Consider the following 26518-nt stretch of genomic DNA (forward strand, 5'->3'; position numbering starts at 1 on the left):
CCGCTCGAAGCTTGCAGCTGCTTCTGTTTAGTTCAGGTGCTCGACGCGGATCCGCACAACCGGACCATTGACGCCGGCCAGGGCTTCCAGAGCGGTGATTGCATCGTTGATGCGCTGCTCGACCACGCGGTGGGTCAGCAGGATCATCGGCACCAGACCGTCGTGTTCCTCGACTTCCTTCTGCATGATCGACTCGATGTTGATGCCGCGCTCCGAGAGGATGCTCGCCACCTGAGCCAGTACGCCCGGATGATCCTTGGCCTGAATGCGCAGGTAGTAAGCGCTTTCGCAGGCTTCGATCGGCAGGATCGGATGGGCCGACAGCGAGTCTGGCTGGAAGGCCAGGTGCGGCACACGGTTCTCCGGATCGGAGGTCATGGCGCGAACCACGTCGACCAGATCGGCGATCACCGACGAAGCGGTAGGCTCCATGCCAGCGCCGGCGCCGTAGAACAGCGTCGAACCGGCGGCGTCACCGTTGACCATCACCGCGTTCATCACGCCGTTGACGTTGGCGATCAGACGATCGGCCGGGATCAGCGTCGGGTGCACGCGCAACTCGATGCCGGCAGGCGTACTGCGCGCCACACCAAGGTGCTTGATGCGATAGCCCAGCGCTTCGGCATAGTTGACGTCAGCGGTGGTCAGCTTGGTGATGCCTTCGGTGTAAGCCTTGTCGAATTGCAGCGGAATACCGAACGCAATGGACGCCAGAATCGTCAGTTTGTGCGCGGCATCGATGCCTTCAACGTCGAAGGTCGGATCGGCTTCGGCGTAACCCAGCGCTTGCGCTTCGGCCAGCACGTCTTCAAACGTACGGCCCTTCTCGCGCATTTCGGTGAGGATGAAGTTGCCGGTGCCGTTGATGATCCCGGCCACCCAGTTGATGCGGTTGGCAGACAGACCTTCACGGATCGCCTTGATCACCGGAATGCCACCGGCCACAGCCGCTTCAAACGCCACGATCACGCCTTTCTCGCGTGCCTTGGCGAAAATTTCATTACCGTGAACGGCAATCAGAGCCTTGTTCGCGGTGACCACATGCTTGCCATTCTCGATGGCCTTGAGTACCAGCTCGCGGGCAACGGTGTAGCCGCCCATCAGCTCTATGACGATGTCGATCTCAGGGTTTGTGGCCACTTCGAAGACATCGTTGGTAATCGCAATACCGGTCGTCTGGAACTGAGGCTTTGGCGTGCGCATGGCAATTTGTGCCACTTCGATCCCACGCCCGGCACGACGAGCAATTTCCTCGGCGTTGCGCTGAAGTACGTTGAAGGTACCGCCACCGACGGTCCCTAACCCACAGATGCCTACTTTGACCGGATTCACTGTGAACTCCCCATAAAACGGCCGACGCAGGGTCGGCCGGAAAACAACCGCGTGCTCGCGGTTCTCTATTAATGGCCCGGCAATGCTGCTGCCGAGCCATGATCGTCAAAGGTTGACCGTGACGATGCGAATTACTTCGCGCCCAGCGCCAGTTTGGCGACTTGTGGCGCAGGCTGGTAGCCCGGAATGACTTGTCCGTCGGCCAAAACGATGGCCGGTGTGCCGTTCACGCCGATCGACTGACCGAGGGCGAACTGTTTGGAAACCGGGTTCTCGCACTTGGCGGCCTTGATTTCCTTGCCATCGACCATTTTGTCCATGGCGGCTTTCTTGTCTTTCGAGCACCACACGGCTTGCAGTTGTTCGTCACCCGGCGAGCCGAGGCCTTGGCGCGGGAACGCTACATAACGCACTTCGATGCCGCGCTTGTTCAGCTCAGGCACTTCGGCGTGCAGCTTGTGGCAGTACGGGCATGTGGTGTCGGTGAACACGGTGATGTGCGATTTGGTCTCGCCGATAGCCGGGTAGACCACGGTTTCGGCGACCGGAATGGCGTTGACCAGTTTGGAGACGCCCAGGCGTTCGGTCTTCTCGGTCAGGTTGACCGGTTTGCCGTCCTTGAGCTGGAACAGGTAGCCCTGAACGATGTACTGGCCATCGGCGCTGGCGTAGAGCACGCGGCTGCCTTTAAGTTTGACTTCGTACATGCCTGGCAGCGGACTGGCGGTGATGGTCTCTACCGGGACTTCGAGCTGGAGGTTTTCCAGGCTTTTACGAATGGCTTTGTCGGCCGCGTCATCGGCGACGGCAAAGGTGCTGACCAACGCAATGGCTGCGGCGGCGAAAATCTGGGTCAGACGCATGAGAACTCCTGAAGGCGGACAAATGAAACGGTCAGAACGCCCGTGTCGAAACACCGGGTCACAACCGTCCATCGTGCAAACCGGCAAAGCCTAACACATAAGGTCACGGTGGCCGAATGCGCCTGTCGCCATACATTCATGTGTAACTGACACAGCTTCATGCTTGTACAACTGACCCACAACCATATGTGGCTGACACACATTATTGTGGCGAGGGGATTTATCCCCGCTGGGTTGCGAAGCAGCCCTAAAACCATCCATCGCGATCTTTCACGCAAAACCGAGCCAGCCGGGTTTGCGACTGCTGCGCAGCCGAACGGGGATAAATCCCCTCGCCACAGGTTAGTGTTCCAACATTAGAGACGTGTCAGCCGCGCGGGTTGTGTTTGGCGTGCAGCTCTTGCAGGCGGGCGCGGGCGACGCGGGTGTAGATTTGCGTGGTGGAGAGGTCGCTGTGGCCGAGCAGCATCTGCACCACGCGCAACGCACTGCCTCTGCAACTGCTACACCCATATGTGACTGACACACATTATTGTGGTGAGGGGATTTATCCCCTCACCACAGGTCAGCATTCCAGCAATGGTGGATGTGTTAGCCGCGCGGGTGATGTTTGGCGTGCAGGTCTTGCAGGCGTGCGCGGGCGACGTGGGTGTAGATCTGGGTGGTCGACAGGTCGCTGTGACCGAGCAGCATCTGCACCACGCGCAAATCGGCGCCATGGTTGAGCAGGTGCGTGGCGAACGCGTGACGCAAGGTATGCGGCGACAGCGACTTGCCGATTCCGGCGACCTTGGCCTGATGCTTGATCCGGTGCCAGAAGGTTTGGCGGGTCATCTGCTCGCCACGCTGGCTGGGGAACAGCACATCGCTGGGACGGCCGCCAAGCAGTTCACCACGGCCATCGCGCATGTAACGCTCGATCCAGACGATCGCCTCCTCGCCCATCGGCACCAAGCGCTCTTTACTGCCCTTGCCCATCACCCTTAATACACCCTGACGCAGGTTGACCTGCTCCAGTGTCAGGCTGATCAGCTCGGTCACCCGCAGCCCGCAGGCGTAAAGCACTTCGAGCATGGCGCGGTCACGCTGGCCGATGGCGTCGCTCAGATCCGGCGCCTTCAACAGCGCTTCAACGTCGGCTTCCGACAGGGATTTGGGCAACGGCCTACCCAGTTGCGGCATGTCGACGCGCAAGGTCGGGTCGACGCTGATGATCTTTTCCCGCAGCAGATAACGATAAAAGCCACGCACACCGGAGAGAAATCGCGCCGTGGAGCGCGGTTTGTAGTTCTGCTCAAGGCGCCATGACAGGTGATCGAGGATCAGCTCGCGGCCGGCGTTGACCAGCTCAAGGTCCTTCTCCCGCAACCAGCCATTGAACAAGGCCAGATCGCTGCGATAGGCGTCGCGAGTGTTGTCGGACAGGCCTTTCTCCAGCCATAGAGCGTCGAGAAATTGGTCAATCAGCGGGTGGTCGATAGCTGGCATGGGGACTCAAGACACGCAGGCACAAGCACGGCGCGCAAATTTGAAGTGAACGTTAGAAATGGCCGCTAGTCTTTCATAGCCCGCTATTTCAAGGAACAGGGAGCATCAATGAACGAGCAGCAAATTCTTTTGGCATTTGGCGCCATTGGCGTGGCGGCGCTGGGCTGCCAATGGTTGGCCTGGCGCTTGAAGCTGCCAGCCATCCTGTTTCTGTTGCTGACCGGGATTCTCGCAGGCCCGGTGCTGGGCTGGCTCGATCCGCAGGAAATGTTCGGGCCACTGCTGATGCCGTTGGTATCACTGGCCGTGGCGCTGATTCTGTTCGAGGGCAGCCTGACCCTGCACCTGTCGGAGTGGAAGGAGATTGGCAGCGTTGTTCATCGATTGGTGACCATTGGCGCGATCTCGACCTGGATCGTCATCGCAGTCGCCACGCATTATTTACTCGGCTTCGACTGGATGTTGGCCATCCTTTTCGGCAGCTTGACGCTGGTCACCGGGCCGACAGTGATCGTGCCCATGCTGCGCGTGGTGCGACCGAAGGCCTCGATCGCCAATATTCTGCGCTGGGAAGGCATCGTCATCGACCCGATCGGCGCCCTCCTCGCTGTCGTGGTTTACAGCTTCATCATTGCCAGCGCTGAAGGCCATGGCCTCAAGCAAAGCCTGTTGACCTTCGGCGGCGTGATCGTGTGTGGCGCCGCGTTCGGCATTGTCGGCGGCTGGCTGCTCGGCACGGTGATTCGCCGTCAGTGGCTGCCGGAGTACCTGCATAACCTCGCCTCGCTGGCGGCGGTGCTGGGTATTTTCATCGCGTCCAATGAGGTCATGCACGAGTCCGGATTGTTGGCGGTGACGCTGATGGGCATGTGGCTGGCCAACATGAAAGGTGTGGATGTGCGGCACATCCTGCACTTCAAGGAAAACCTCAGTGTCTTGCTGATTTCCGGGCTGTTCATTCTGTTGGCGGCGCGGTTGGATCTGAACGCGCTGATCGGCCTGGGTCCACTGGTGTTGATTCTGTTGTTGGTGATTCAACTGATCGCCCGACCGCTGAACGTCCTGTTGAGCACCGCGGGTTCCAGCCTGAGTTGGCGTGAGCGTGCCTTGCTGTGCTGGATCGCACCTCGGGGGATTGTTGCGGCCGCGGTGTCGGCCATTTTTGCCATTCGCCTGGATGAGGCCGGCCATGAAGGTGCGCTGTTGCTGGTGCCGCTGACCTTTGCGGTGATCATCGGTACCGTGGTGCTGCAAAGTGCTACCGCGCGGCCGCTGGCACGATTGCTCAAAGTTGCCGAACCTGCGCCAAGCGGTTTCCTGATCGTCGGAGCCAACGCACCTTCACGCTTGCTCGGCAAGTCGCTGCAGCAATTGGGCAGCCGCGTGCTGCTGACCGATTCAAGCTGGGAAAACATTCGCGCGGCGCGTATGGAAGGGCTACCGACCTATTTCGGCAACCCGGCTTCGCAACATGCCGACGCGCATCTGGATCTGGTCGGGCTGGGGCATCTGCTGGCGCTGTCGCCGTCGGGTGAGCTCAATACACTGGCGGCGATGCGCTTTCGCCATGACTTCGGTCATCAACGCCTGTTCGGGCTGGCGAGCGGTCAGGAAAGCCGTCGTAGCGACAAACACCGCGCAAGTCTTGAGCATCGCGGCAATCAGTTGGGCAGCGAGGCGTTCACTTACGCGAAACTGGCCAGTCAGATGGGCCAAGGGGCCGAGCTATACAGCACGACGCTGACGGATGGCTTTGGTTGGGAAGACTACTGCGCGCTGCATGGCAATCGGGCGACCCTGCTGTTCATGCGCGATGACAGTGGCTGGGTGCATGTGGTGACGCCGGAAACTACGTTGAAGCCCGGATCGGGGTGGACGTTGCTGGCGTTGATACAACCGGAGACTTCCAGCGCCTGACAGGACGATTCGCGAGCAGGCTCGCTCCCACAGTGATCGGGGTGAACACAACATTTGTGTCCGGCACAAAACCTGTGGGAGCGAGCCTGCTCGCGAAGGGCGCTACCCGGATTCAGATCAGGCAGCAAAACCCGGGAGCACCGGCACTGGACGCTTATCGTCGTCAATCGCGACAAAGCTGAACTGACCGTGGATAGCCTTCTCGCGGCCATCGCAACTCATGCTTTCAACAAACACTTCCACCTCGACCTTGAGGCTGGTGTTGCCGACCTTGATCACTTTGCCTACCAGCTCGACGATCGAGCCGGCCGGAATCGCGTGGTTGAAGTCGATGCGATCGGTGGACACGGTCACCAGCGGCAAACGGCAGAAGCGTGTGGCGGTGATGAAGGAGACTTCATCCATCCATGCCAGCGCAGTGCCGCCGAACAGGGTGTTGTGGTGGTTGGTGGTCGGCGGGAAGACGGCTTTGGTGACGCGCGTTACCGAGAGTTCGGTACGGCGTTCGATTTCCTGGTCGCGGGTAGACATGGGAGATGACTCGTAAAGAGCAGACAGCAAATCGAAAACAAGATCAAAAGATCGCAGCCTTCGGCAGCTCCTACAGGATAAGGGCAGTTAAATTCAGGCAACAAAAAAGCAGCCCGTAGGCTGCTTTTTTCTGCATCGGAAGCTGGACTTAAGCCAGTTTTTCCTTGATGCGAGCTGCTTTACCCGACAGGTCGCGCAGGTAGTACAGCTTGGCTTTACGTACGTCACCGCGACGTTTAACAGCCATGCTGTCGATCTGCGGGGAGTAGGTCTGGAAAGTACGTTCTACGCCAACACCGTTGGAGATTTTACGAACGGTGAACGCACTGTTCACGCCGCGGTTACGCTTGGCGATTACAACGCCTTCGAACGCTTGCAGACGGGAACGATCGCCTTCCTTCACTTTCACCTGAACGACAATAGTGTCGCCTGGGGCGAAGGTAGGGATTTCTTTGGTCATCTGCTCTGCTTCGAGTGCAAGGATGATTTTGTTGGTCATGCTGTGCTCCTAAGGTAAATCAACTGATCTACCATCGATACGTTGTTAACTATCGTCCCGCTCGCGGATGTATTCCTCGAGCAGCTTCTTCTCTTCTCCAGAAAGCGAGCGGCTTTCCAGAAGATCGGCGCGTCGTTCATAGGTCCTACCAAGGGACTGCTGTAAACGCCAACGCCGGATATGCGCGTGATTGCCACTTAGCAACACGTCGGGAACACGCTGATCCGCATACACCTCAGGTCGGGTGTAGTGCGGGCAATCCAGCAGACCATCCGTAAAGGAATCTTCCTCAGCGGAATCCGCATGCCCTAAAGCTCCAGGCAGCAGTCGTGTAACCGCATCGATCAGGACCATGGCCGGCAGCTCGCCGCCAGACAGTACATAGTCGCCAATCGACCACTCTTCATCGACATGAGCTTCAATAAAACGCTCGTCAATGCCTTCATAGCGGCCGGCAATCAGGATCAATGCATCCGATTGTGCCAACTCGCGTACCGCCGACTGAGTCAGTTGACGGCCTTGGGGGGACAGGTAAATCACCTTCGCCGCCTCCCCGGCTGCTGCCTTGGCCTGAACCAGAGCATCTTCCAGGGGCTTGATCTTCATCACCATGCCCGGACCACCGCCAAACGGGCGATCGTCCACAGTGTGATGCCGATCCGTCGTGTAATCCCGCGGGTTCCAACAGGTCAGCTGCAAGAGCCCCTGTTTGACCGCTCGACTGGTGATGCCGTAGTCGCCGATGGCGGAAAACATCTCGGGAAACAAACTGATCACTTCTACGCGCAAGTTAGCCACGCTTAGAAGTCCGCGTCCCAATCCACCTTCATCTCGCCCGCGGCCAGATCGACTGCCAACACACATTGGCCCGTATAGGGCAACAAGCGTTCGCGATCATCCAGGCTGCCAGCGCAAGGCTTGACTACCATTACATCATTGGCGCCGGTTTCCAGAAGATGGTCGACTTTCCCGAGCATTTGCCCCAGTTGATCGATAACCTTCAGACCTTCCAGCTGGTACCAGTAGTACTCGCCGTCGGTCAATTCAGGGAACAGGTTGCGCGGCACGCAGATCTCATAACCGGCCAGAAGACGAGCTTCTTCACGATCATCAAGACCCTTGAGCTTTGCGACCAGGAACTTATCGCTCCCGCGTCCACTGACCAGCTCGACCTGTTTGACATTGCCTTCACGCTTGAGCGTCCAGGTTTTGTACTGCAACAGGTTTTCAGTCGGATCAGTAAAGGAATAAACCTTCACTTCGCCGCGAACGCCATGAACAGAATAAATTTTGCCAATAACGATCAAATCATCGGCAACAGCAGGCGTCGCGTTCATATTGCTCAGGCCGCAGCCTTTGCAGATTCCTTCAGCAACTGAGCAACACGCTCAGAAGGCTGTGCACCAACGCTCAGCCAGTAGGCTACGCGCTCTTGGTTCACGGACAGACGGATTTCCTGACCACGGGCAACAGGGTTGAAGAAACCAACCTGTTCTTTGTGGGAGCCGTCACGCGGGTTACGCGAGTCGGTTACGGTCAGGTGGTAAAACGGGCGCTTTTTGGAGCCGCCAAGGGCAAGACGGATTGTTAGCATGTGAACATCGTTCCTGTAGTCGGTGCTGCAAATCTAAATGCACAGCGGGCATGGGTGCCCGAAAGGCCGCATATTCTAAGGAATATCCGGACTTTTGCAAATGACTTTTTCCGGCGCCTATGGCATGCCGTGCAGATTTGCATATAGAGCCGTCGATGAAAACGGCCAGTCAGCTCCCGCCGAGTGCGGGTTTGCTGTTGATCCCGCGTCCTTGCGGGGCCTGCGCCGGTGCGACGACCGGCCAGTTTTTTACATTTTTGGCATACCGCCGCCGGGCAACATACCGCCCATGCCGCGCATCATTTTCGCCATTCCGCCTTTGGCGGTGAATTTCTTCATCATCTTCTGCATCTGCTTGTGCTGCTTGATCAAGCGACCGATGTCCTGCACCTGAGTGCCGGAACCCATGGCGATCCGGCGTTTGCGCGAACCGCTGATCAGCTCAGGGTCGCGGCGCTCGGCCGGGGTCATGGAATTGATGATGGCTTCCATCTGCTTGAATTGCTTCTCTGCAGCATTCTGGGCATTGCCCATTTGCGACAGGTTGACGCCGCCGATGCTTGGCAGTTTGTCCATGAGGCCGCCGAGGCCGCCCATGTTCTTCATTTGTTGCAGCTGATCGCGGAAGTCTTCGAGGTCGAAGCCCTTGCCCTTCTTCAGCTTTTTGGCCAGTTTGTCGGCCTTGTCCTTGTCGAGGGTCGCTTCAGCCTGTTCGATCAGGCTGAGCACGTCGCCCATGCCGAGGATCCGCGAAGCAATACGCTCAGGGTGGAACGGATCGAGCGCTTCGCTCTTCTCGCCCATACCGATGAACTTGATCGGCTTGCCGGTGATTGCGCGCACCGACAGTGCGGCACCGCCACGGGCGTCGCCGTCGACCTTGGTGAGGATCACACCGGTCAACGGCAGCGCGTCACCGAAAGCCTTGGCCGTGTTGGCGGCGTCCTGACCGGTCATGGCGTCGACCACAAACAGAGTCTCGACCGGGTTGATCGCGGCGTGCAGCGCCTTGATCTCGCCCATCATTTCTTCGTCGATGTGCAGACGACCGGCGGTATCGACGATGACCACGTCGATGAATTTCAGCTTGGCTTCTTTAATAGCCGCGGTAGCGATGTCGACCGGCTTCTGGCTCAGGTCGGACGGGAAGAACGTCACGCCGATGTCGTTGGCCAGGGTTTCCAGTTGCTTGATCGCAGCAGGACGATAAACGTCCGCCGACACGACCATGACCGACTTCTTCTTGCGCTCTTTAAGGAAGCGCGCAAGTTTACCGGCGGTGGTGGTTTTACCGGCACCCTGCAGACCCGCCATCAGAATGACGGCAGGCGGCACAGCGCTCAGGTTCAAATCTTCGTTGGCCGCGCCCATCAGGCTTTCGAGTTCGGCCTGGACGATCTTCACGAACGCCTGGCCCGGCGTCAGGCTGCGCGACACCTCGGTGCCGACAGCGCGTTCCTTGACCGAATTGACGAAGTCCTTGACCACCGGCAGGGCGACGTCGGCTTCGAGCAACGCCATGCGCACTTCACGCAGGGTGTCTTTGATATTGTCCTCGGTCAGCTTCGCCTTGCCGGTGACATGGCGCAGCGTCTGCGAGAGACGGTCGGTTAAGTTTTCAAACATTGCGCGATCCTTTCAGGCCCTGTGTAGACCGGGATAATGGCGGCCCAGACCGGAATCAACATGTGCTCGGCGAGCCTGCGGCGTGGGCAGGTCGCGGATTATAGCGAAGACTGCGTCTGGCGGACACCTCGCTGTCAGCTTCCTGAGTCTTTCGTGTCATGGCGGTTCTATGCCAAACTCAGCCCCTTTCGGGCTTGCCTAACAGGATTTATGCTCCCCTTGTCACCCAGTTTGCTGACCACCCTCGCCGCCGCCCTTCTATACGCCGCTGCGACCTTTTATCAGAGCACCCGTCTGGCCACCGGCGCCAAGGCGAACAAGCGCCTGCTGGTTACGCTCGGAATCCTTGCCGTGCTGGCCCACAGCGCCAGCCTGCTCACGCATTTGCTGACACCGATCGGTCTGGGCCTGGATTTCTTCAGCGCCTCCAGCCTGATTGCGGCGGCGGTGATCGCCCTGACCCTGATTGCCTGCTCGCGGATCCCGGTGGAGAACCTGCTGGTGCTGCTGTTCCCGCTCGGCGCGATTACCGTGCTGCTGGCGCAGTTCGCGCCGGCCGGTACGGTGCAGATCATCGATGAAGAGCCGGGCATCCTCGCGCACATTCTGTTGTCGATCCTCGCCTACGGCATGTTCACCATCGCGGTGTTCCAGGCGCTGCTGCTGCTGGTGCAAGACCACCAGCTCAAGCACAAGCACCCGTCCGGGCTGATCAAGAACTTCCCGCCGCTGCAAACCATGGAAAGCCTGCTGTTCGGTTTCCTCTGGGCCGGCTGGACGCTGTTGTCGCTGTCGCTGATCTCCGGCTGGCTGTTCGTCGAGAACCTGTTTGCCCAGCATCTGGTGCACAAGACCCTGCTCGCGTGCCTGGCCTGGATTGTCTTCAGCGTGCTGCTGTGGGGACGCAATCGTCTCGGCTGGCGTGGCCACAAGGCGATTCGCTGGACCCTCGCCGGTTTCTGTCTGCTGATGTTGGCGTATTTCGGCAGCAAACTGGTTCGTGAATACATCCTGCACATCTGACGGGCGGCATAAATGGACGGTTTGCCCATAGGGCCGATGCTTGCGGTATTTGTCCTGCTGATTCTGTGGTCGGGGCTGTTTACCGCCATCGAAAATGCGCAGCAACATCTACTCGCACAACGCATCGCCTCGCGCGCCAGCGATAAACCGCTGGCGAAGCTGGGCTTCCCGCTCGACAGTCTGATCCTCTGCAACACCTTGTGCCGTGCGCTTGCGGTCGTGATTGCGACGTTGCTGGCAATTTTCCTCTGCGAAGAAAACGGCCCTTGGGCAGCATGCCTTGGCGCCGGCGCTATTTTGCTGGTGTTCGCCGATTACTTCCCGCGCACCGTCGCTAAGCGTTATCCGGACGCCGTACTGGCTTTCGGCAACTCTTTCCTGGCCGTGCCGCTGAAGCTCATTTACCCGATTGCCTGGCTGTTCAGTCGCATCAGTGGCTTGCTGATGAGCCCGTTTACACGCAAGGCACAAGTGGTGCAGCAGAGCGAAGATGACTTGCCTGCCGACCGTCACGACGACGCGGAGCACCCGGTGCACGCGCATCCGGTTTCGGGGATCCACGCGCTGGACAACATCACCGTCAATGACATTCTGGTGCCGCGCAGCGATGTCGACGGTATCAATCTCGACGATTCGATCGAAGAGATCATCGAACAACTGCGCCACAACAAACGCACGCGCCTGCCGGTATTTCACAGTGACATCAATCAGGTCGAGGCGGTGCTCAATACCCGGCAGATCCGTCATCTGCTGAACAATGGTGATCTGACTATCGAAGCGCTGTTGGCGGCCAGCTACGAGCCTTATTTCGTTCCGGAAAGTACGCCGTTGCAACTGCAACTGTTGAACTTCCACAAGCAACAGCGGCGACTGGGCATGGTGGTGGACGAGTACGGCGAAGTGCTCGGCATCGTCACACTGGAAGACATTCTCGAAGAAATCGTTGGCGAGTTTGAAAGCGAGCACAGCCTCGATAACCCGCATATTCATCCACAGGCTGATGGCCGAATGGTGATTGACGGGGCGGCGTCGATCCGTGAATTGAACAAGTGCCTGGGCTGGCACTTGCCGAGCGATGGGCCGAAGACGCTGAATGGTCTGGTGACCGAAGCGCTTGAGACCATCCCGGACAGTGCGGTTTGCCTGAAGATTGGGCGGTATCGGCTGGAGATTCTCGAGACTGAGGATAATCGGGTGAGCAAGGTGTTGATCTGGCATACCTCTTCAGTGCCAGCTCTGGTGCCTGTCAGATAAAATCAAAAGATCGCAGCCTGCGGCAGCTCCTACATTTGGAATGCGTCCCCATGTAGGATCTGCCGCAGGCTGCGATCTTTTTGCTCTTGTTCAATCGTTAGCCCCCTTCCTATAATCGGATCAGCTTACCCAAGCTTCGCCGAACCGCGTGCTTATCCCGCACTAGACCGGTTTTGGCCATTTCCGCTGTACTCCGACGACTGTTCCTACTCGAAACAGCGCTCGCGCCTCATCCCACATCCCTGGGTGTTCGACCATAATAATTCGCTCCAACGGAGCTCATGACTGTCAGGGATCACCGCATGACGACCAGTACCGCTTACAGCGACACCGCGCCTGCCCAACCGACCAATTCCGCCACGCGCGTGGCCACGGCGAGTTTTATCGGCACGGCCATCGAGTTCTACGACTTCTACGTCTACGCCACCGCTGCTGCACTGGTGATCGGGCCGGTGTTCTTTCCGCAGACCTCCGGCACCGCACAGATGCTCTCGGCGTTTCTCACTTTCGGCATTGCCTTCCTCGCGCGACCTCTGGGCTCGGCGTTGTTCGGCCATTTCGGTGACCGTATCGGGCGCAAGTCCACATTGGTCGCCTCGTTACTGCTGATGGGTGTTTGTACAACATTGATCGGCGTGCTGCCGGGTTACGCCAGCATCGGCGCCTGGGCACCGATCCTGTTGTGCGTGCTGCGCTTTGGTCAGGGTTTGGGATTAGGCGGTGAATGGGGTGGCGCCGCGCTGCTGGCCACGGAAAACGCACCGAAGGGCAAACGGGCGTGGTTCGGCATGTTCCCGCAGCTCGGCCCTTCGATTGGTTTTCTCGCGGCCAACGGCTTGTTTCTGACCTTGGCCATGACGCTCGATGATGAGCAATTCCGCAGCTGGGGCTGGCGTATTCCGTTTCTGCTCAGCGCCGTGCTGGTGATGGTCGGTCTGTACGTGCGATTGAAACTGCACGAAACCCCGGTGTTCGCCAATGCCATCGCCCGTCAGGAACGGGTAAAAATGCCGCTGGTCGAGCTGTTCAGCCAATACTGGGCGCCAACCCTGCTGGGTGCGGCGGCGATGGTGGTTTGCTATGCGCTGTTCTATATCTCGACGGTGTTTTCCCTGAGCTACGGCGTGTCCACGCTTGGCTACAGCCGCGAAACCTTCCTTGGACTGCTGTGTTTTGCCGTGCTGTTCATGGCTGCCGCCACGCCGTTGTCCGCTTGGGCAAGTGACCGTTACGGGCGCAAACCGGTGCTGATCATCGGTGGCGTGCTGGCGATTCTGTCGGGGTTTCTCATGGAGCCGTTGCTGACGCAGGGTTCAACCTGGGGCGTCGCGCTATTCCTGTGCATCGAGCTGTTTTTGATGGGCGTGACATTCGCGCCGATGGGGGCGCTGTTGCCGGAGCTGTTTCCGACCCACGTGCGTTATACCGGCGCATCGGCGGCGTATAACCTGGGCGGAATTGTCGGGGCCTCGGCGGCGCCGTTCTTCGCGCAAAAACTGGTGGCGATGGGCGGCTTGAGTTACGTCGGCGGGTATGTGTCGGGGGCGGCAGTGCTGAGTCTGATTGCGGTGCTGTGTTTGAAGGAAACGCGGGATAACGATCTGAATCAGGTGGCCTGATAGACCGCCATCGCGGGCAAGCCTTGCTCCTACAGATCAGCGTCGCAACGCGACCTTATGTAGGAGCAAAGCTTGCTCGCGAATGCCGCGACCCGATTTAGAGTTCTACGACAACAGCCTGAGCAGCACGGGTCGCTTTGGCACGAGCAGCCTCGATCGACTCATCCCGCGCCAACGCCACGCCCATGCGGCGCTGACCGTTCACTTCCGGCTTGCCAAACAGGCGCAACGCCGTGTCCGGCTCGCTCAACGCCGCACCCAGATTGGCGAATGCCGTCTGAGTCGACTGCCCTTCCACCAGAATCACCGCCGAAGCCGATGGGCCGAACTGACGGATCAGCGGCACTGGCAGGCCAAGAATGGCGCGGGCGTGCAGAGCGAACTGCGACAGATCCTGCGAAATCAGCGTCACCAGACCGGTGTCATGCGGACGCGGCGAGACTTCGCTGAACCATACCTGATCACCTTTGATGAACAGCTCAACACCGAACAGGCCACGGCCACCCAGCGCCTCAGTCACCGCTTTGGCAACACGCTCGGATTCCGCCAGAGCAATCGGGCTCATGGCTTGCGGCTGCCAGGATTCCTGGTAGTCGCCCTTCTCCTGACGGTGACCGACCGGCGCGCAGAATGTGGTGCCACCAACGTGACGCACGGTCAGCAGAGTGATTTCGTAGTCAAAATCGATGAAGCCTTCGATGATTACCCGACCTTTGCCGGCGCGCCCCCCCTCTTGCGCGTAATCCCAGGCTTTTTGCACGTCATCGGTGCTGCGCAGCAGGCTCTGGCCTTTGCCCGACGAGCTCATCACCGGTTTGACGACGCAAGGGAAACCCAAGTCCTCAACCGCTTTGCTGTAGTCCTCGAAGGTGTCGGCAAAGTGGTACGGCGAAGTCGGCAGATCCAGCTCTTCGGCGGCCAGACGACGGATGCCCTCACGGTTCATGGTCAATTGCGCAGCGCGAGCGGTCGGGATCACGGTGAAGCCTTCGGCCTCCAGTTCGACCAGCGTGGCGGTAGCGATGGCTTCGATTTCCGGCACGATGAAGTGCGGCTTCTCGGCTTCGATGACTGCACGCAGGGCAGCGCCGTCGAGCATGTTGATCACGTGGCTGCGATGGGCAACCTGCATGGCCGGCGCGTTGGCGTAGCGGTCAACGGCGATCACTTCAACGCCCAGGCGTTGCAATTCGATCACCACTTCCTTGCCCAACTCACCACAGCCACACAGCAATACGCGGGTCGCGGTCGGCGACAATGGAGTTCCGATACGGGTCATCTCAGGTCCTCAAAGAAGCGGATCATCGAGGAAAGCGACGCCAGACGCGCTTTCCATGGGGAGAAAGCGCGGCATTTTACATGAACGCGAGGGTTTGGCTTCAGCTGGCGACAGCCTGTTTGCGCTCGCGCCAGGCCATGATCAGCCAGACAGCGGTAACGCCGGCGAATTTCGAGGCCAGCGCGGTGATGATCACTGGCGGCGTCATCAGATCGATCATGCCGAAAAAGATGAAGGTATCGAGGGGAATGCTCAGCGCCGAACTGATCCACAAGCGGTCACGCAACGGCCGCTTGGTAACGCTGAACACCAGCCAATCGATGATTTCGGACACCGCGAACGCCGTGGCGCTGGCCAAAGCGATGGAGGGATCGGAGGTGACGTAGGACAGCACCAGCGCCGTCAGCATCGCCACCAGCGCACCATGACCGAAACGGGTTTGCACCATATCGCGCAGTATGAAGACCAAGCCGCCCCAAGCCGACCAGATGATGTCCAGGTGCGGCGCGGTGGAGAAGGCGAAGTTGATCAGCACGACACTGCTGATGTAGGCGATGAGGAAAATCATGGGGGTGACCTGGCAGATTGGCGCACAGATTACTTGAGCGATGGTATTGCGCCAATAGTTGCAGTGACCTTAGCGACCTCTTCGCGAGCAGGCTCGCTCCCACCTTTGAAATGCATTCCAATGTGGGAGCGAGCCTGCTCGCGAAAGCGCTGGTTCAGGCGCCTGATTTCCCGGGGATCATCCACACCAACCCACTCGCCTTCGCCCGTTCATGACACAACCCCAGCACCACCCGGCGCTCGTCATTGTTCATGCGGCTCCAGCGCGTGATCTCTTCGACCGTACGCTGGCAGCCCGTGCAGATATCTTCCTCATCCAGCGCGCAGATATTCACGCACGGCGAGGCGACCGGTCTTTCGGGTGTAGTCATTCTTCCTGCTCAACCAGATCACGCGCATAACGCTGGGAGTTATGCACATAGTGCGCGGCGCTGGCTTCGAGCATTTTCTTCTGCGGCTCGGTCAGTTCACGCACAACTTTGCCCGGCGAGCCCATCACTAGCGAACCATCAGGGATTTCCTTGCCTTCGCCGATCAGCGAATTGGCGCCGATGATGCAGTTCTTGCCAATCTTCGCGCCGTTCAAAATCACCGCATTAATGCCGATCAGGCTGTAATCGCCAACCGTGCAGCCATGCAGCATGGCGTTGTGGCCGATGGTCACGCCGGTGCCGATGGTCAGCGGATAGCCCATGTCGGTATGCATCACCGTGCCGTCCTGCACATTGCTGTTCTTGCCGATCAGGATCAGTTCGTTGTCACCGCGTAGCACGGCGTTGAACCAGACGTTGGCGCCCTCTTCCAGTTTGACCTTGCCCACCAGCACGGCATTGGGGGCGACCCAGCTCTGTGGATGGGTGTCGACACGGGCGTCGCCCAAGCGGTATTTCATCTTGTTTTCCTCAGGGCTCACGGTGATTGGCCATTCGAACGATGGCTTCAGCCGTTGATGCTTCAGGTATTGATAAAGCTTTTCGGCGGCTGATGCAGGCTGATTTTCGCGTCATAGAGCAGGTTGATCAACTCGACGATCATGATCGCCGTCAGCCCCCAGATCTTGTATTCGCCGTAACGGTAACTGGGTACGTACCAGCTGCGACCCTGGTAATCGATGCGATGGGTATGTTCGCGCGGGTCTTTGCGAAAGAACTCCAGCGGTACGCTAAATACCGCGGCGATTTCAGCATCGTTGGGCTGGTACTCGACAAAATCGGGGATCACGCCGACATAAGGCGTGACTTTGATGCCATGCAGGGAGATTAGCGGGCTTAGCGGGCCGATGATTTCAACCAGTCCGGGCGGCAGGCCAATTTCCTCTTCGGCCTCACGCAAAGCGGTGAAGATCAAATCCGGGTCTTCCGGATCGCGACGCCCACCGGGGAAGGCAACTTCGCCGCCGTGGGTCGAGAGTCCGCTGGCACGCAGGGTCAATACCAGCTCCGGCTCGTCACTGCGGGTGATCGGCACCAGAACGGCGGCCTCGGGGAAACGTTTGTCGGTCTCCAGCGTGCGCGGTGTGTGGTTGCTTACCCGATGCAGTAGCTCGTCCAGCATGAGTGTTCTCGATCTGTGCCTTACCCCGCATCATGCACCAATCAATGCAAGCGCCCAAGCCCCCGAAACCTGCCGTGTCGCGAAACGACAACTTGCCGACCGACACCGCTGCACGCCAAGATAGGCGCAGCATTCAGGAACCCCAGCATGAAATTTTGCAGCCAGTGCGGTAACCCGGTCACCCAGCGCATTCCCGAAGGCGATTCGCGGCTGCGATTTGTCTGTGATAGCTGTCAGACCATTCACTATCAGAATCCCAACATCGTCGCCGGTTGTGTCGCAACCTGGGACACGAAGGTGTTGCTGTGCCGCCGCGCCATTGAACCGCGCCTCGGCTACTGGACGTTGCCCGCAGGTTTCATGGAAAACGGCGAGACCATCGAACAGGCCGCCATCCGCGAAACCGCCGAGGAAGCTTGCGCGCGGGTGCGCAACCTGAGCATCTACACATTGATCGACGTGCCGCACATCAGTCAGGTGCATGTGTTCTTTCGCGCCGAGCTGGTCGATCTGGACTTTTCTGCCGGCCCCGAGAGCCTCGAAGTGCAACTATTCGACGAAGCCGACATTCCTTGGGACGAGCTGGCTTTCCGCACGGTGGGACGTACCTTAGAATGCTTCTTCGCTGATCGGCGTGTTGAGGAGTATCCGGTTCGTTCGGAATCGATTCCGCCGCTGGTGCAGCCTGTCATTATTTGATTCGGTGATGGCACCGGCTAGAAGATCAAAAGATCGCAGCCTGCGGCAGCTCCTACATAAAACCTGTTTGCGTCACTTCTTGGGGAATCGTTTCAATGCGCTGGTTGCTTGCCCTGTTCTGCCTGTCGTTCGTTACCGTCTCCCAAGCGTCATTCGTGACCACCGTGACGCCTGCGAATACCCCGCTCATCGAAAAAGTCCTGGTACTCAAATCGGCTCATCAACTGCAGTTGATCGCCGACGGCAAGCCACTCAAGACCTATCGCATCTCGCTGGGCAAAGGCGCGAAAAAAGGTCCGAAACTGATTGAAGGCGACAAGCGCACACCGGAAGGTTTCTATTGGATCGACTGGCGCAAGACCAGCGACAAATTCAACCTGTCGATGCATATTTCCTACCCGAACATCAGCGATTCTGCACGCGCCCGACGTGAAGGCGTCGAACCTGGCGGGATGATCATGATCCACGGCACGCCGGATTCGGAAGAAACCCCGGAAGACCTGTTCCACACCCTCGACTGGACCGACGGCTGCGTCGCCATGCGCAACGTTGATATGCGCGAAGTGTGGAGTCTGGTGCCGGACGGCACGATGGTCGAAATCCGCCCTTAACCTATGGCGACGTTTCGCTAAATCCCCTCACCATAAAGTGCTCATTCAGCTGTACCGCTGGTCACCCGCAAAAAAATAAATCAAAAGATCGCAGCCTTCGGCAGCTCCTTCAGGGTTGATACCACTTCCCGATGTAGGAGCTGCCGCAGGCTGCGATCTTTTGATTTAAACAGCCCACCTTTAATACCACTTCAAACCACACCCACTAGAAGCCGCTATTTCATTAGGCTAAAGGCCAATTACCTGCGTTGACATGGTATTCAAGTGGTATTAATTTCCGCCCCACAAGCGAGCCACAACAATCCTATACTCGCGCCGGAAATAACCGCCATGCACGATCTCCAGACCCTACGCCCCAACGACTCCCAGCCGACGCCGCTGTACCTGCAATTGGCGCGCAATCTGGAAGCGGCGATTCATGCCGGGCAGTGGAAATCCGAGCAGGCGATGCCTTCGGAGCGCAATCTCAGCGAACAGTTGGGCATCTCCCGCGTGACCGCGCGCAAAGCGCTGGAAGTTCTGCTCGACCAAGGTCTGATCCGTCGCTTGCAAGGTTCCGGCACCTTCATCACTCCACGTTTGGAACAACCGTTGTCGCGCCTGTCGGGCTTCAGCGAAATGCTCCGCCTCAAGGGTTTCGTGCCCAGCTCGCAGTGGCTGGAGCGGGAAATCACCCTGCCGACCCACGAAGAACTGATACGCCTGAGCCTGTCGCCAAACGACAAGGTCGCGCGCATGAAACGCCTGCGCAAAGCCGACGACACCGTGATGGCCATCGAGATGAGCACCCTGCCCGCTTCGATCATGCCGAAGCCGCAATTGGTCGGCGATTCGCTCTACGAATACCTCGACGGCATCGGCAAACCGATCGTTCGCGCCTTGCAGCACATTCAGGCGATCAACGCCTCGGACGAATTCGCCGCGCTGGTCGGCATCGCCCCCGGTACCGCCATGCTGCTGATGACTCGGGTCGGCTACCTGGAAGACAACACGCCGATCGAAGTCACCGACACCTATTGCCGCAACGACTACTACGACTTTGTTGCAGAGCTGCGTAGATAAAGAGCTGCGTCGTTAATCCGGCGAAGCCGTCAAACAGCGAGAACCGAAATGTCTGAAGACAACATCCTCACCGCCAGCGGCTGGGTTCGCGGCCGGCTGATTCACGAACACGGCAAAGTCGTGTCGATCGAAGGCGTGCCGTGCGATCCGGCAACCAATGACCTGCCGTATTTGCTGCCCGGTTTCATCGACCTGCACGTCCACGGCGGTGGCGGCAAAGACATCATGGAAGGCGCCAGCGCTTTCGAAACCATCACCAAAACCCACGTGCGCTTCGGCACCACCTCGCTGCTGGTCACCACCATGACCGCGCCGAGTGCCGAGATTTCAAGTGTGCTCAAGGAAGTCGGCGAGTTCTGTGAGCAGCGCCCGAAAGGCGCCGCCCGAGTGCTTGGCGTGCACCTCGAAGGCCCGTACATCAATCCCGGCAAACTCGGCGCACAACCGAATTTCGCCCACACCGCGTTAATGGCCGAAGTCGAAGAATATCTGGCACTGGCGCCGATCCGGGTGATCACCATCGCCCCGGAAATCGCCGGCCATGACGCATTGATTCGTGAACTGAGCAGCCGTGGCGTGCGCATGCAGATCGGTCACACCCTCGGCAGTTACGAGGAAGGCGTCGCCGCACTCGACGCCGGCGCCACCAGTTTCACTCACTTGTACAACGCCATGAGCCCGCTGCATCACCGTGAGCCGGGCATCGTTGGCGCAGCACTGGCCCACGCCAAGTTCGCCGAGCTGATCCCGGACTTGCTGCACGTGCACCCCGGCGCGATCCGAGTGGCCCTGCGCTCGATCCCGTGCCTGTATTGCGTCACCGATTCGACCGCCGCCGCCGGCATGCCCGACGGTGAATACAAGCTCGGCAGCCACACCGTGACCAAATGTTTGGGCGGCGTGCGCCTGCCGGACGGCACGCTGGCCGGCAGCACCCTGACCATGGATCAGGCGCTGCGCAACCTGGTGAAGATCGGTCTGCCGATCGCCGAAGCCTCGCAACGTCTTTCGCAATTCCCCGCCGATTACCTCGGCATCACCGAACGCGGGCGCCTTGCACCAGGCGCCTGGGCCGACTGCGTGCGGCTGGATCGCTCACTCACACTGACCGCCGTCATGGTCGAAGGAGAAGACATTGACTTCAAAAATGCTTGAAGAGGCGCTGTCCTCGTTCGAGGCCGTGCAAGCCCAACTGCAACAGCTTGACCCGCAACTGATCGAGATCGCCGGGCGCCTGCGCCGTCAGCCGCCGCAAGTGGCGATGACCGTCGCGCGCGGCAGCTCCGACCATGCGGCGAGCTACTTCGCCTACCTGACCATGCAGCAATTGGGTGTGCCGGTGGCGTCGTTGCCGATGTCGGTGGTGACCATGCAGCAGGCGCCGTTGAAGGTCAGCGGTCAGGTGGCGTTTGCGTTCTCGCAATCAGGTCAGAGCCCGGATCTGGTCAACAGCCTGCGTCTGTTGCGCAAACGCGGCGCGTTGAGCGTGTCGATGGTCAACGCCGCCGATTCGCCGCTGGAAGCGGCGTGTGAATTCAGCGTGCCGCTGCTCGCCGGTACTGAAAGCAGCGTCGCTGCGACCAAGAGTTTTATCGCCACCCTCAGCGCCAGCGCCCGTTTGATCGCGCACTGGAAAGAAGACAGCGAATTGCTGGAGGCGCACAACGCCCTTCCTGAAGGCCTGCGTGAAGCGGCCAAACAGGACTGGAGCGCGGCCATCGAAGCGCTGCGCGATTGTGAACGTTTGATGGTGATCGGCCGTGGCGCCGGTTTTGCCATCGCTCAGGAAGCGGCGCTGAAATTCAAGGAAACCTCGGCGATTCAGGCCGAAGCGTTCAGCAGCGCAGAGGTCCGTCACGGTCCGATGGCGCTGATCGACGAGCACTACCCGCTGCTGGTCTTCGCACCACGCGGTGCCGAGCAGGCGGGCCTGTTGAGCCTGGCAGCGGAAATGCGTCAGCGCGGCGCCCGCGTATTGCTGGCTGCACCGGACGATGTCAGCGAACGCGACCTGACCCTGAGCCGTGCGGAACACCCGGCGCTCGACCCGATTCTGGCGATTCAGAGTTTCTACGTGATGGCCGCAGGTCTAGCCGTGGCCCGTGGCATGGACCCGGACCAGCCACGCCACCTGAGCAAAGTGACCCGAACGCACTGACACCCGTTGATCGATGAAAAACCGCTCGGCGGACACAAAAACCGCTGATTGACGCACGACCCTGTCGGCGGACGCAAACCGCTGATTGATGCACACCCGCTGTAGGAGCTGCCGCAGGCTGCGATCTTTTGATTTTGATTCACAAAAACAAGATCAAAAGATCGCAGCCTGCGACAGCTCCTGCAGAGGACATCGAACCGAGATTTAACCGATGAGACCGAGCCATGCACAACAACAATAAAGAGCTGACCCTCAGCGCCCCGCTCAGCGGCCCGGTGCTCACGCTCGCCAAAGTCCCGGACGCGGTGTTCGCTAGTGGCGCGATGGGCGACGGCATTGCCATCGATCCCATCAACGATACGCTGTACTCGCCGTGCGCCGGGGTGATCATTCACGTCGCGCGCACCGGCCACGCCCTTACCGTGCGTGCCGACAACGGTGCGGAAATCCTCCTGCACCTGGGCCTCGACACCGTTGAACTGAACGGCGAGGGCTTCTCGATGCTGGTCAAGGAAGGCACGCGAGTCAGCAAGGGTCAGCCGCTTTTGCGCTACGACCTGGACAAGGTCGGGCGCCAATGCAAAAGCCTGGTCAGCCTGCTGATCCTGACCAACAGCCAGGATTTTCAGGTACGGCCGATCACGCTCAAAGCGGTGAAGGTGGGCGAGCCGTTGCTGCACATTGTGGCGCGCAACAGTTCGGCGCTGGATGCGGAAGAAGTCGACGGGCCAGAGGTTCACGGTCATGTCTTGGTGGCTCATCGCGGCGGTTTGCATGCGCGCCCTGCCGCGTTGATTCGTCAGACCGCGCAAGGTTTCAAGAGTCGGTCGCGACTGCATTTCGCCGGCAAATCGGCGCCTTGCAACAGCCTGATCGGTTTGATGGGGCTGGCAGTTGGCGAGCAGGATGAAGTGCAGGTCAGCAGTCAGGGGCCGGACGCCGAAGCCGCGCTGCAAGCCTTGCTCACGGCATTGGCGACTGCCTTGCCGGATGACCATCACGCTGCCGCACCGGTAAGTGTTGCGCCTCTTGAACGCGCGTCCGAGGCTGGCGTTTTGCACGGCGTTTGCGCCGCGCCGGGACTGGTCGGGGGGCCGCTGTTCCGCTTGAACGCGATCAGTTTGCCAGTGGACGCAGGTGATCATGACCCGGCACAGCAACTGCAAAACCTCGACACCGCACTGAATCAGGTTCGCTGCGAAATCGACAGCACCCTTACCCAGGCCAAGAAGCACAAGAATGCCGACGAAGAAGCGATTTTCGCCGCGCATCTGGCCTTGCTGGAAGACCCGGCCCTGCTCGACGCTGCGCAACAGTCCATCGATCAAGGCACTGCGGCAACGCACGCGTGGAGCCAGTCCATCGATGTGCAATGCGAGATGCTGCAACACACCGGCAGCGCGCTGCTGGCCGAACGCGCCAACGATTTGCGCGATCTCAAACAACGCGTACTGCGCGCGCTACTGGGTGAGGCGTGGCACTACGACGTGCCGGCCGGCGCCATCGTCGCGGCGCATGAACTGACGCCTTCGGATCTGCTGCAACTCAGCGCTCAAGGTGTCGCCGGGTTGTGCATGGCCGAGGGCGGCGCGACTTCGCACGTGGCGATTCTGGCGCGGGGCAAGGGTCTGCCGTGCATGGTTGCCTTGGGCAAGGATTTGCTCGATCAGGCGCAAGGCCAAGCGGTGGTGCTCGATGCCGACGGCGGCCGTCTCGAACTGATGCCGAATGGCGAACGTCTGGCCGAAGTTGAACAAACGCAAATCGACCGCCAACAACGTCGCGATGCACAACAAGCCAAAGCGCATTTACCAGCAGAAACGCGAAATGGCGTGGCCATAGAAGTCGTCGCCAATGTCGCCTCCAGCCATGAGGCAGCTGACGCATTCGCCAACGGCGCCGATGGTGTCGGCCTGTTGCGCACCGAGTTCCTCTTCGTTGATCGCCAGACCGCACCGGACGTCGAAGAACAACGCAACGCTTACCAAGCCGTGATTGATGCCATGGGCGACAAGTCGGTCATCATCCGCACCATCGACGTCGGCGGCGACAAGCAACTCGACTATCTGCCACTGCCGGCCGAGGCCAATCCGGTACTCGGTCTGCGCGGCATTCGTCTGGCCCAGGCGCGTCCGGAAATCCTCGACCAGCAACTGCGTGCGCTGCTGCAAGTCAGCCCATTGCAGCGTTGCCGGATCCTGTTGCCGATGGTCACCGAAGTCGATGAACTACTGCACATTCGCCAACGCGTCGACGCCTTGTGCATCGAACTGGGCGTGAGCCAGCGCCCGGAAATCGGCGTGATGATCGAAGTCCCCGCCGCCGCGCTGCAAGCCGAGCAACTGGCCGAGCACGCAGACTTCCTCTCGATCGGCACCAACGATTTGTCGCAATACACCTTGGCCATGGATCGCGATCACGCCGGTTTAGCCGCCCGCGTCGACGCCCTGCACCCGGCGCTGCTGCGATTGATCGCCATGACCTGCGAAGGCGCGGCCGTGCACAAACGTTGGGTCGGCGTCTGCGGCGCCCTCGCCTCCGATCCGTTGGCGACGCCAGTGCTGATCGGCCTCGGCGTGACTGAACTGTCGGTGAGCCCGGTGCAGATTGGTGAAATCAAGGATCGCGTGCGCCAGTTGCACGAAGCCGAATGCCAACGCCTCGCTCGCGACCTGCTCAAACTGAGCAGCGCCGCGGCGGTACGTCACGCCTGTCACCAACATTGGCCTCTGCGCTAACAAAAACAAAAAGGACAAACGCCATGTACCAACTCTTTATCGAAGGCCTGCAACGCCTCGGCCGTGCGCTGATGCTACCGATCGCGATCCTGCCGATCGCCGGCCTGCTGCTGCGTCTGGGCGATACCGACCTGCTGAACATCGCGATTATCCACGATGCCGGCCAAGTGATCTTCGCCAACCTGGCAATGATCTTCGCCATCGGCATCGCCGTCGGTTTCGCCAAAGACAACAACGGCACCGCAGGGCTGGCCGGGGTAATCGGTTACCTGGTGATGATTTCCACGTTGAAGGTGCTCGATGCGAGCATCAACATGGGCATGCTCGCAGGGATCGTCAGTGGCCTGATGGCGGGCGCGCTGTACAACCGCTTCAAGGACATCAAGTTGCCGGAGTACCTGGCGTTCTTCGGCGGCCGACGGTTCGTGCCGATTGTCACCGGGTTCGCGGCGGTCGGTCTGGGCGTGGTGTTCGGCTACATCTGGCCGCCGATCCAGCACGGCATCAACAGCTTCGGCGCTCTGATGATGGAAAGCGGCAGCCTCGGCGCCTTCGTCTTCGGCGTATTCAATCGCCTGCTGATCGTCACCGGCCTGCACCACATCCTCAACAACATGGCGTGGTTTGTCTTTGGCAATTTCACCGACCCAACCACCGGGGCTCTGGTGACTGGCGATTTGTCGCGCTACTTCGCTGGCGACCCAAAGGGCGGCCAGTTCATGACCGGCATGTTCCCGATGATGATCTTCGGTCTGCCGGCGGCGTGTTTGGCGATGTACCGCAATGCTCTGCCGGAACGGCGCAAGGTCATGGGCGGGATTTTTCTGTCGATGGCCCTGACCTCGTTTTTGACCGGGGTGACCGAGCCGATCGAATTCGCCTTTATGTTTCTGGCGCCGCTGTTGTACCTGCTGCATGCGCTGCTGACCGGGTTGTCGATGGCGATTACCAATGCGTTGAACATCCATTTGGGATTCACGTTCTCTGGTGGTTTTATCGACATGATTCTCGGCTGGGGCAAGTCCACCAATGGTTGGCTGGTGATTCCGGTGGGTCTCGCCTATGCGGTGATCTACTATTTCGTGTTTGATTTCTGCATTCGTCGTTTCAATCTGAAGACGCCGGGGCGTGAGGATGTGGCTGTTAGTGAAAAAGCCGTACTGACCGAAAATGAACGTGCCAGCGCTTACATCAAGGCACTCGGCGGCGCGGAAAATCTGCTGACGGTGGGCGCTTGCACTACGCGTCTGCGACTGGAGATGGTCGATCGCAACAAGGCGTCGGATGCGGATCTGAAGGCGCTGGGCGCGATGGCGGTTGTGCGTCCGGGTAAAGGTGGCAGTTTGCAGGTGGTTGTCGGGCCGATGGCGGACAGCATTGCAGATGAGATTCGTCTGGCGATGCCTGCGTTGGGGCGTGCTGTTCTGGTTGAAACCGCTGTTGTTGATGAGCCGAAAGTTGTGGCCGTTGCCGTTTCCGAGGCGCAGCAATGGCTGAACGCGTTGGGCGGCGGTGACAATGTGCTGCAACTGGATTGCATTGCGATGACGCGGATTCGCCTGCAATTGGCGGATGGCAAGGCGTTGTCCGAGGCGCAGTTGAAGGATCTGGGTTGTCACGGTGTCAGCCAGTTGGATGGCGGGGTCTGGCATTTGCTGGTGGGGGATAAGGCCGCGAGTTTGAGTGGTGCGATTGATGCTCTGGTCAATCGCAACGAGGTCAGCGCCAAAGTCTGACCCCACACATCACCCATGTAGGAACTGCCGCAGGCTGCGATCTTTTGACTCTGTTTTTTGACAGCCAGAAGCAAGATCAAAAGATCGCAGCCTCGTTGCACTCGACAGCTCCTACAGGGAAGCTATCTATCCGAAGAATCAGGTCGGCCATCAGGCCACCATCGCTGGCAAGCCAGGCTCCCACAGGGATTGAGTACATCTGCGGGTGATTGGTTGCTGTGAGGTTGTTATCGCGAGCAGGCTCACTCCTACAGTTGGAATGAGTACACCCGCAAGAAACAGGTCGGCTATCAGGCCGCCTTCGCGAGCAAGCTCAGCTCCTACGACAGCAAGATCAAAAGATCGCAGCCTGCGGCAGCCCCTACAAG

Annotated in this window: 25 protein-coding genes and 1 pseudogene; 11 read left to right on the plus strand and 15 right to left on the minus strand. The window is 59.5% G+C overall.

The window, feature by feature from the left end; translation table 11 throughout:
• Positions 1-27: 27 nt before the first annotated feature.
• The 4 genes and pseudogenes from JFT81_RS14525 to xerD form a co-directional block, all read right to left on the minus strand.
• On the minus strand, positions 28-1332 hold the full coding sequence (locus JFT81_RS14525) for a homoserine dehydrogenase (protein WP_201227832.1): 1305 nt from the start codon (positions 1330-1332) through the stop codon (positions 28-30).
• Positions 1333-1463: 131 nt separating this feature from the next.
• Complete coding sequence (gene dsbC / locus JFT81_RS14530) at positions 1464-2195, minus strand: bifunctional protein-disulfide isomerase/oxidoreductase DsbC (protein ID WP_201146512.1); 732 nt, start codon at positions 2193-2195, stop codon at positions 1464-1466.
• A 367-nt stretch (positions 2196-2562) separates the two neighbouring features.
• Positions 2563-2688, minus strand: a pseudogene (locus tag JFT81_RS14535) (tyrosine-type recombinase/integrase); the annotation flags it as partial.
• 98 nt (positions 2689-2786) lie between these two features.
• The gene (gene xerD / locus JFT81_RS14540; protein ID WP_201227833.1) at positions 2787-3683 is read right to left on the minus strand and encodes a site-specific tyrosine recombinase XerD; all 897 of its coding nucleotides are present in this window, start codon (positions 3681-3683) and stop codon (positions 2787-2789) included.
• 108 nt (positions 3684-3791) lie between these two features.
• Here xerD and JFT81_RS14545 point away from each other — a divergent pair, with 108 nt between their 5' ends.
• A complete protein-coding gene (locus JFT81_RS14545; RefSeq protein ID WP_201227834.1) occupies positions 3792-5600 on the plus strand; it encodes a sodium:proton antiporter in 1809 nt (602 codons plus the stop codon).
• 117 nt (positions 5601-5717) lie between these two features.
• On the opposite strand, the gene JFT81_RS14550 is transcribed toward JFT81_RS14545, so the two are convergent.
• From JFT81_RS14550 to ffh, 6 genes are all read right to left on the minus strand, one after another.
• Complete coding sequence (locus JFT81_RS14550) at positions 5718-6131, minus strand: acyl-CoA thioesterase (RefSeq protein WP_122598059.1); 414 nt, start codon at positions 6129-6131, stop codon at positions 5718-5720.
• 148 nt (positions 6132-6279) lie between these two features.
• Positions 6280-6630 carry a 50S ribosomal protein L19 gene (rplS, locus tag JFT81_RS14555; protein WP_003175895.1) on the minus strand — a complete coding sequence of 117 codons (351 nt, stop codon included), beginning with the start codon at positions 6628-6630 and terminating at the stop codon, positions 6280-6282.
• 45 nt (positions 6631-6675) lie between these two features.
• The gene (gene trmD / locus JFT81_RS14560) at positions 6676-7428 is read right to left on the minus strand and encodes a tRNA (guanosine(37)-N1)-methyltransferase TrmD (protein ID WP_090281920.1); all 753 of its coding nucleotides are present in this window, start codon (positions 7426-7428) and stop codon (positions 6676-6678) included.
• A gap of 2 nt (positions 7429-7430) precedes the next feature.
• Positions 7431-7967, minus strand: coding sequence for a ribosome maturation factor RimM (rimM, locus tag JFT81_RS14565; protein ID WP_201227835.1), 537 nt, complete (start codon positions 7965-7967; stop codon positions 7431-7433).
• A 5-nt stretch (positions 7968-7972) separates the two neighbouring features.
• Entirely contained in the window at positions 7973-8224 is a 252-nt protein-coding gene (gene rpsP / locus JFT81_RS14570; RefSeq protein ID WP_003185073.1) for a 30S ribosomal protein S16, read from the minus strand.
• Positions 8225-8473: 249 nt separating this feature from the next.
• Positions 8474-9850 carry a signal recognition particle protein gene (ffh, locus tag JFT81_RS14575; RefSeq protein WP_008081630.1) on the minus strand — a complete coding sequence of 459 codons (1377 nt, stop codon included), beginning with the start codon at positions 9848-9850 and terminating at the stop codon, positions 8474-8476.
• Positions 9851-10060: 210 nt separating this feature from the next.
• Here ffh and ccsA point away from each other — a divergent pair, with 210 nt between their 5' ends.
• The 3 genes from ccsA (at position 10061) to JFT81_RS14590 (ending at position 13746) form a co-directional block, all read left to right on the plus strand.
• On the plus strand, positions 10061-10873 hold the full coding sequence (gene ccsA / locus JFT81_RS14580) for a cytochrome c biogenesis protein CcsA (RefSeq protein WP_201227836.1): 813 nt from the start codon (positions 10061-10063) through the stop codon (positions 10871-10873).
• 12 nt (positions 10874-10885) lie between these two features.
• Positions 10886-12127, plus strand: coding sequence for a transporter associated domain-containing protein (locus JFT81_RS14585; RefSeq protein ID WP_201227837.1), 1242 nt, complete (start codon positions 10886-10888; stop codon positions 12125-12127).
• A gap of 302 nt (positions 12128-12429) precedes the next feature.
• Complete coding sequence (locus JFT81_RS14590; protein WP_201227838.1) at positions 12430-13746, plus strand: MFS transporter; 1317 nt, start codon at positions 12430-12432, stop codon at positions 13744-13746.
• Positions 13747-13843: 97 nt separating this feature from the next.
• Here the strand turns inward: JFT81_RS14590 and purT are convergent, their stop codons facing one another.
• From purT to JFT81_RS14615, 5 genes are all read right to left on the minus strand, one after another.
• Entirely contained in the window at positions 13844-15025 is a 1182-nt protein-coding gene (purT, locus tag JFT81_RS14595) for a formate-dependent phosphoribosylglycinamide formyltransferase (RefSeq protein WP_201227839.1), read from the minus strand.
• A gap of 100 nt (positions 15026-15125) precedes the next feature.
• Positions 15126-15593: a VUT family protein gene (locus JFT81_RS14600; RefSeq protein ID WP_201227840.1), complete on the minus strand. Its 468-nt coding sequence runs from the start codon at positions 15591-15593 to the stop codon at positions 15126-15128.
• A gap of 154 nt (positions 15594-15747) precedes the next feature.
• Positions 15748-15963, minus strand: coding sequence for a DUF1289 domain-containing protein (locus JFT81_RS14605; RefSeq protein WP_201227841.1), 216 nt, complete (start codon positions 15961-15963; stop codon positions 15748-15750).
• Positions 15960-16484 (minus strand): gamma carbonic anhydrase family protein, encoded by a 525-nt coding sequence (locus JFT81_RS14610; protein ID WP_003221962.1) that lies wholly within the window; start codon positions 16482-16484, stop codon positions 15960-15962. The genes JFT81_RS14605 and JFT81_RS14610 overlap by 4 nt, the downstream gene beginning before the upstream one ends.
• Positions 16485-16546: 62 nt before the next feature.
• Positions 16547-17146, minus strand: coding sequence for a CoA pyrophosphatase (locus JFT81_RS14615; RefSeq protein WP_201148424.1), 600 nt, complete (start codon positions 17144-17146; stop codon positions 16547-16549).
• Between the two features lie 147 nt (positions 17147-17293).
• Between JFT81_RS14615 and JFT81_RS14620 the strand changes: the two genes are divergently transcribed.
• From JFT81_RS14620 to nagE, 7 genes are all read left to right on the plus strand, one after another.
• On the plus strand, positions 17294-17845 hold the full coding sequence (locus JFT81_RS14620; RefSeq protein ID WP_201227842.1) for an NUDIX hydrolase: 552 nt from the start codon (positions 17294-17296) through the stop codon (positions 17843-17845).
• Between the two features lie 95 nt (positions 17846-17940).
• Positions 17941-18456: a L,D-transpeptidase family protein gene (locus JFT81_RS14625; RefSeq protein WP_160056083.1), complete on the plus strand. Its 516-nt coding sequence runs from the start codon at positions 17941-17943 to the stop codon at positions 18454-18456.
• 330 nt (positions 18457-18786) lie between these two features.
• The gene (locus JFT81_RS14630; protein WP_201227843.1) at positions 18787-19518 is read left to right on the plus strand and encodes a GntR family transcriptional regulator; all 732 of its coding nucleotides are present in this window, start codon (positions 18787-18789) and stop codon (positions 19516-19518) included.
• Positions 19519-19566: 48 nt separating this feature from the next.
• A complete protein-coding gene (gene nagA, locus JFT81_RS14635) occupies positions 19567-20673 on the plus strand; it encodes an N-acetylglucosamine-6-phosphate deacetylase (RefSeq protein ID WP_201227844.1) in 1107 nt (368 codons plus the stop codon).
• Complete coding sequence (locus tag JFT81_RS14640; RefSeq protein WP_201227845.1) at positions 20654-21676, plus strand: SIS domain-containing protein; 1023 nt, start codon at positions 20654-20656, stop codon at positions 21674-21676. The genes nagA and JFT81_RS14640 overlap by 20 nt, the downstream gene beginning before the upstream one ends.
• Before the next feature lie 224 nt (positions 21677-21900).
• The gene (ptsP, locus tag JFT81_RS14645; RefSeq protein WP_201227846.1) at positions 21901-24414 is read left to right on the plus strand and encodes a phosphoenolpyruvate--protein phosphotransferase; all 2514 of its coding nucleotides are present in this window, start codon (positions 21901-21903) and stop codon (positions 24412-24414) included.
• 23 nt (positions 24415-24437) lie between these two features.
• The gene (nagE, locus tag JFT81_RS14650) at positions 24438-26150 is read left to right on the plus strand and encodes an N-acetylglucosamine-specific PTS transporter subunit IIBC (RefSeq protein ID WP_201227847.1); all 1713 of its coding nucleotides are present in this window, start codon (positions 24438-24440) and stop codon (positions 26148-26150) included.
• The last annotated feature ends 368 nt before the right edge of the window (positions 26151-26518 follow it).

Source organism: Pseudomonas sp. TH43, from assembly GCF_016650635.1.
Taxonomy (GTDB): Bacteria; Pseudomonadota; Gammaproteobacteria; order Pseudomonadales; family Pseudomonadaceae; genus Aquipseudomonas.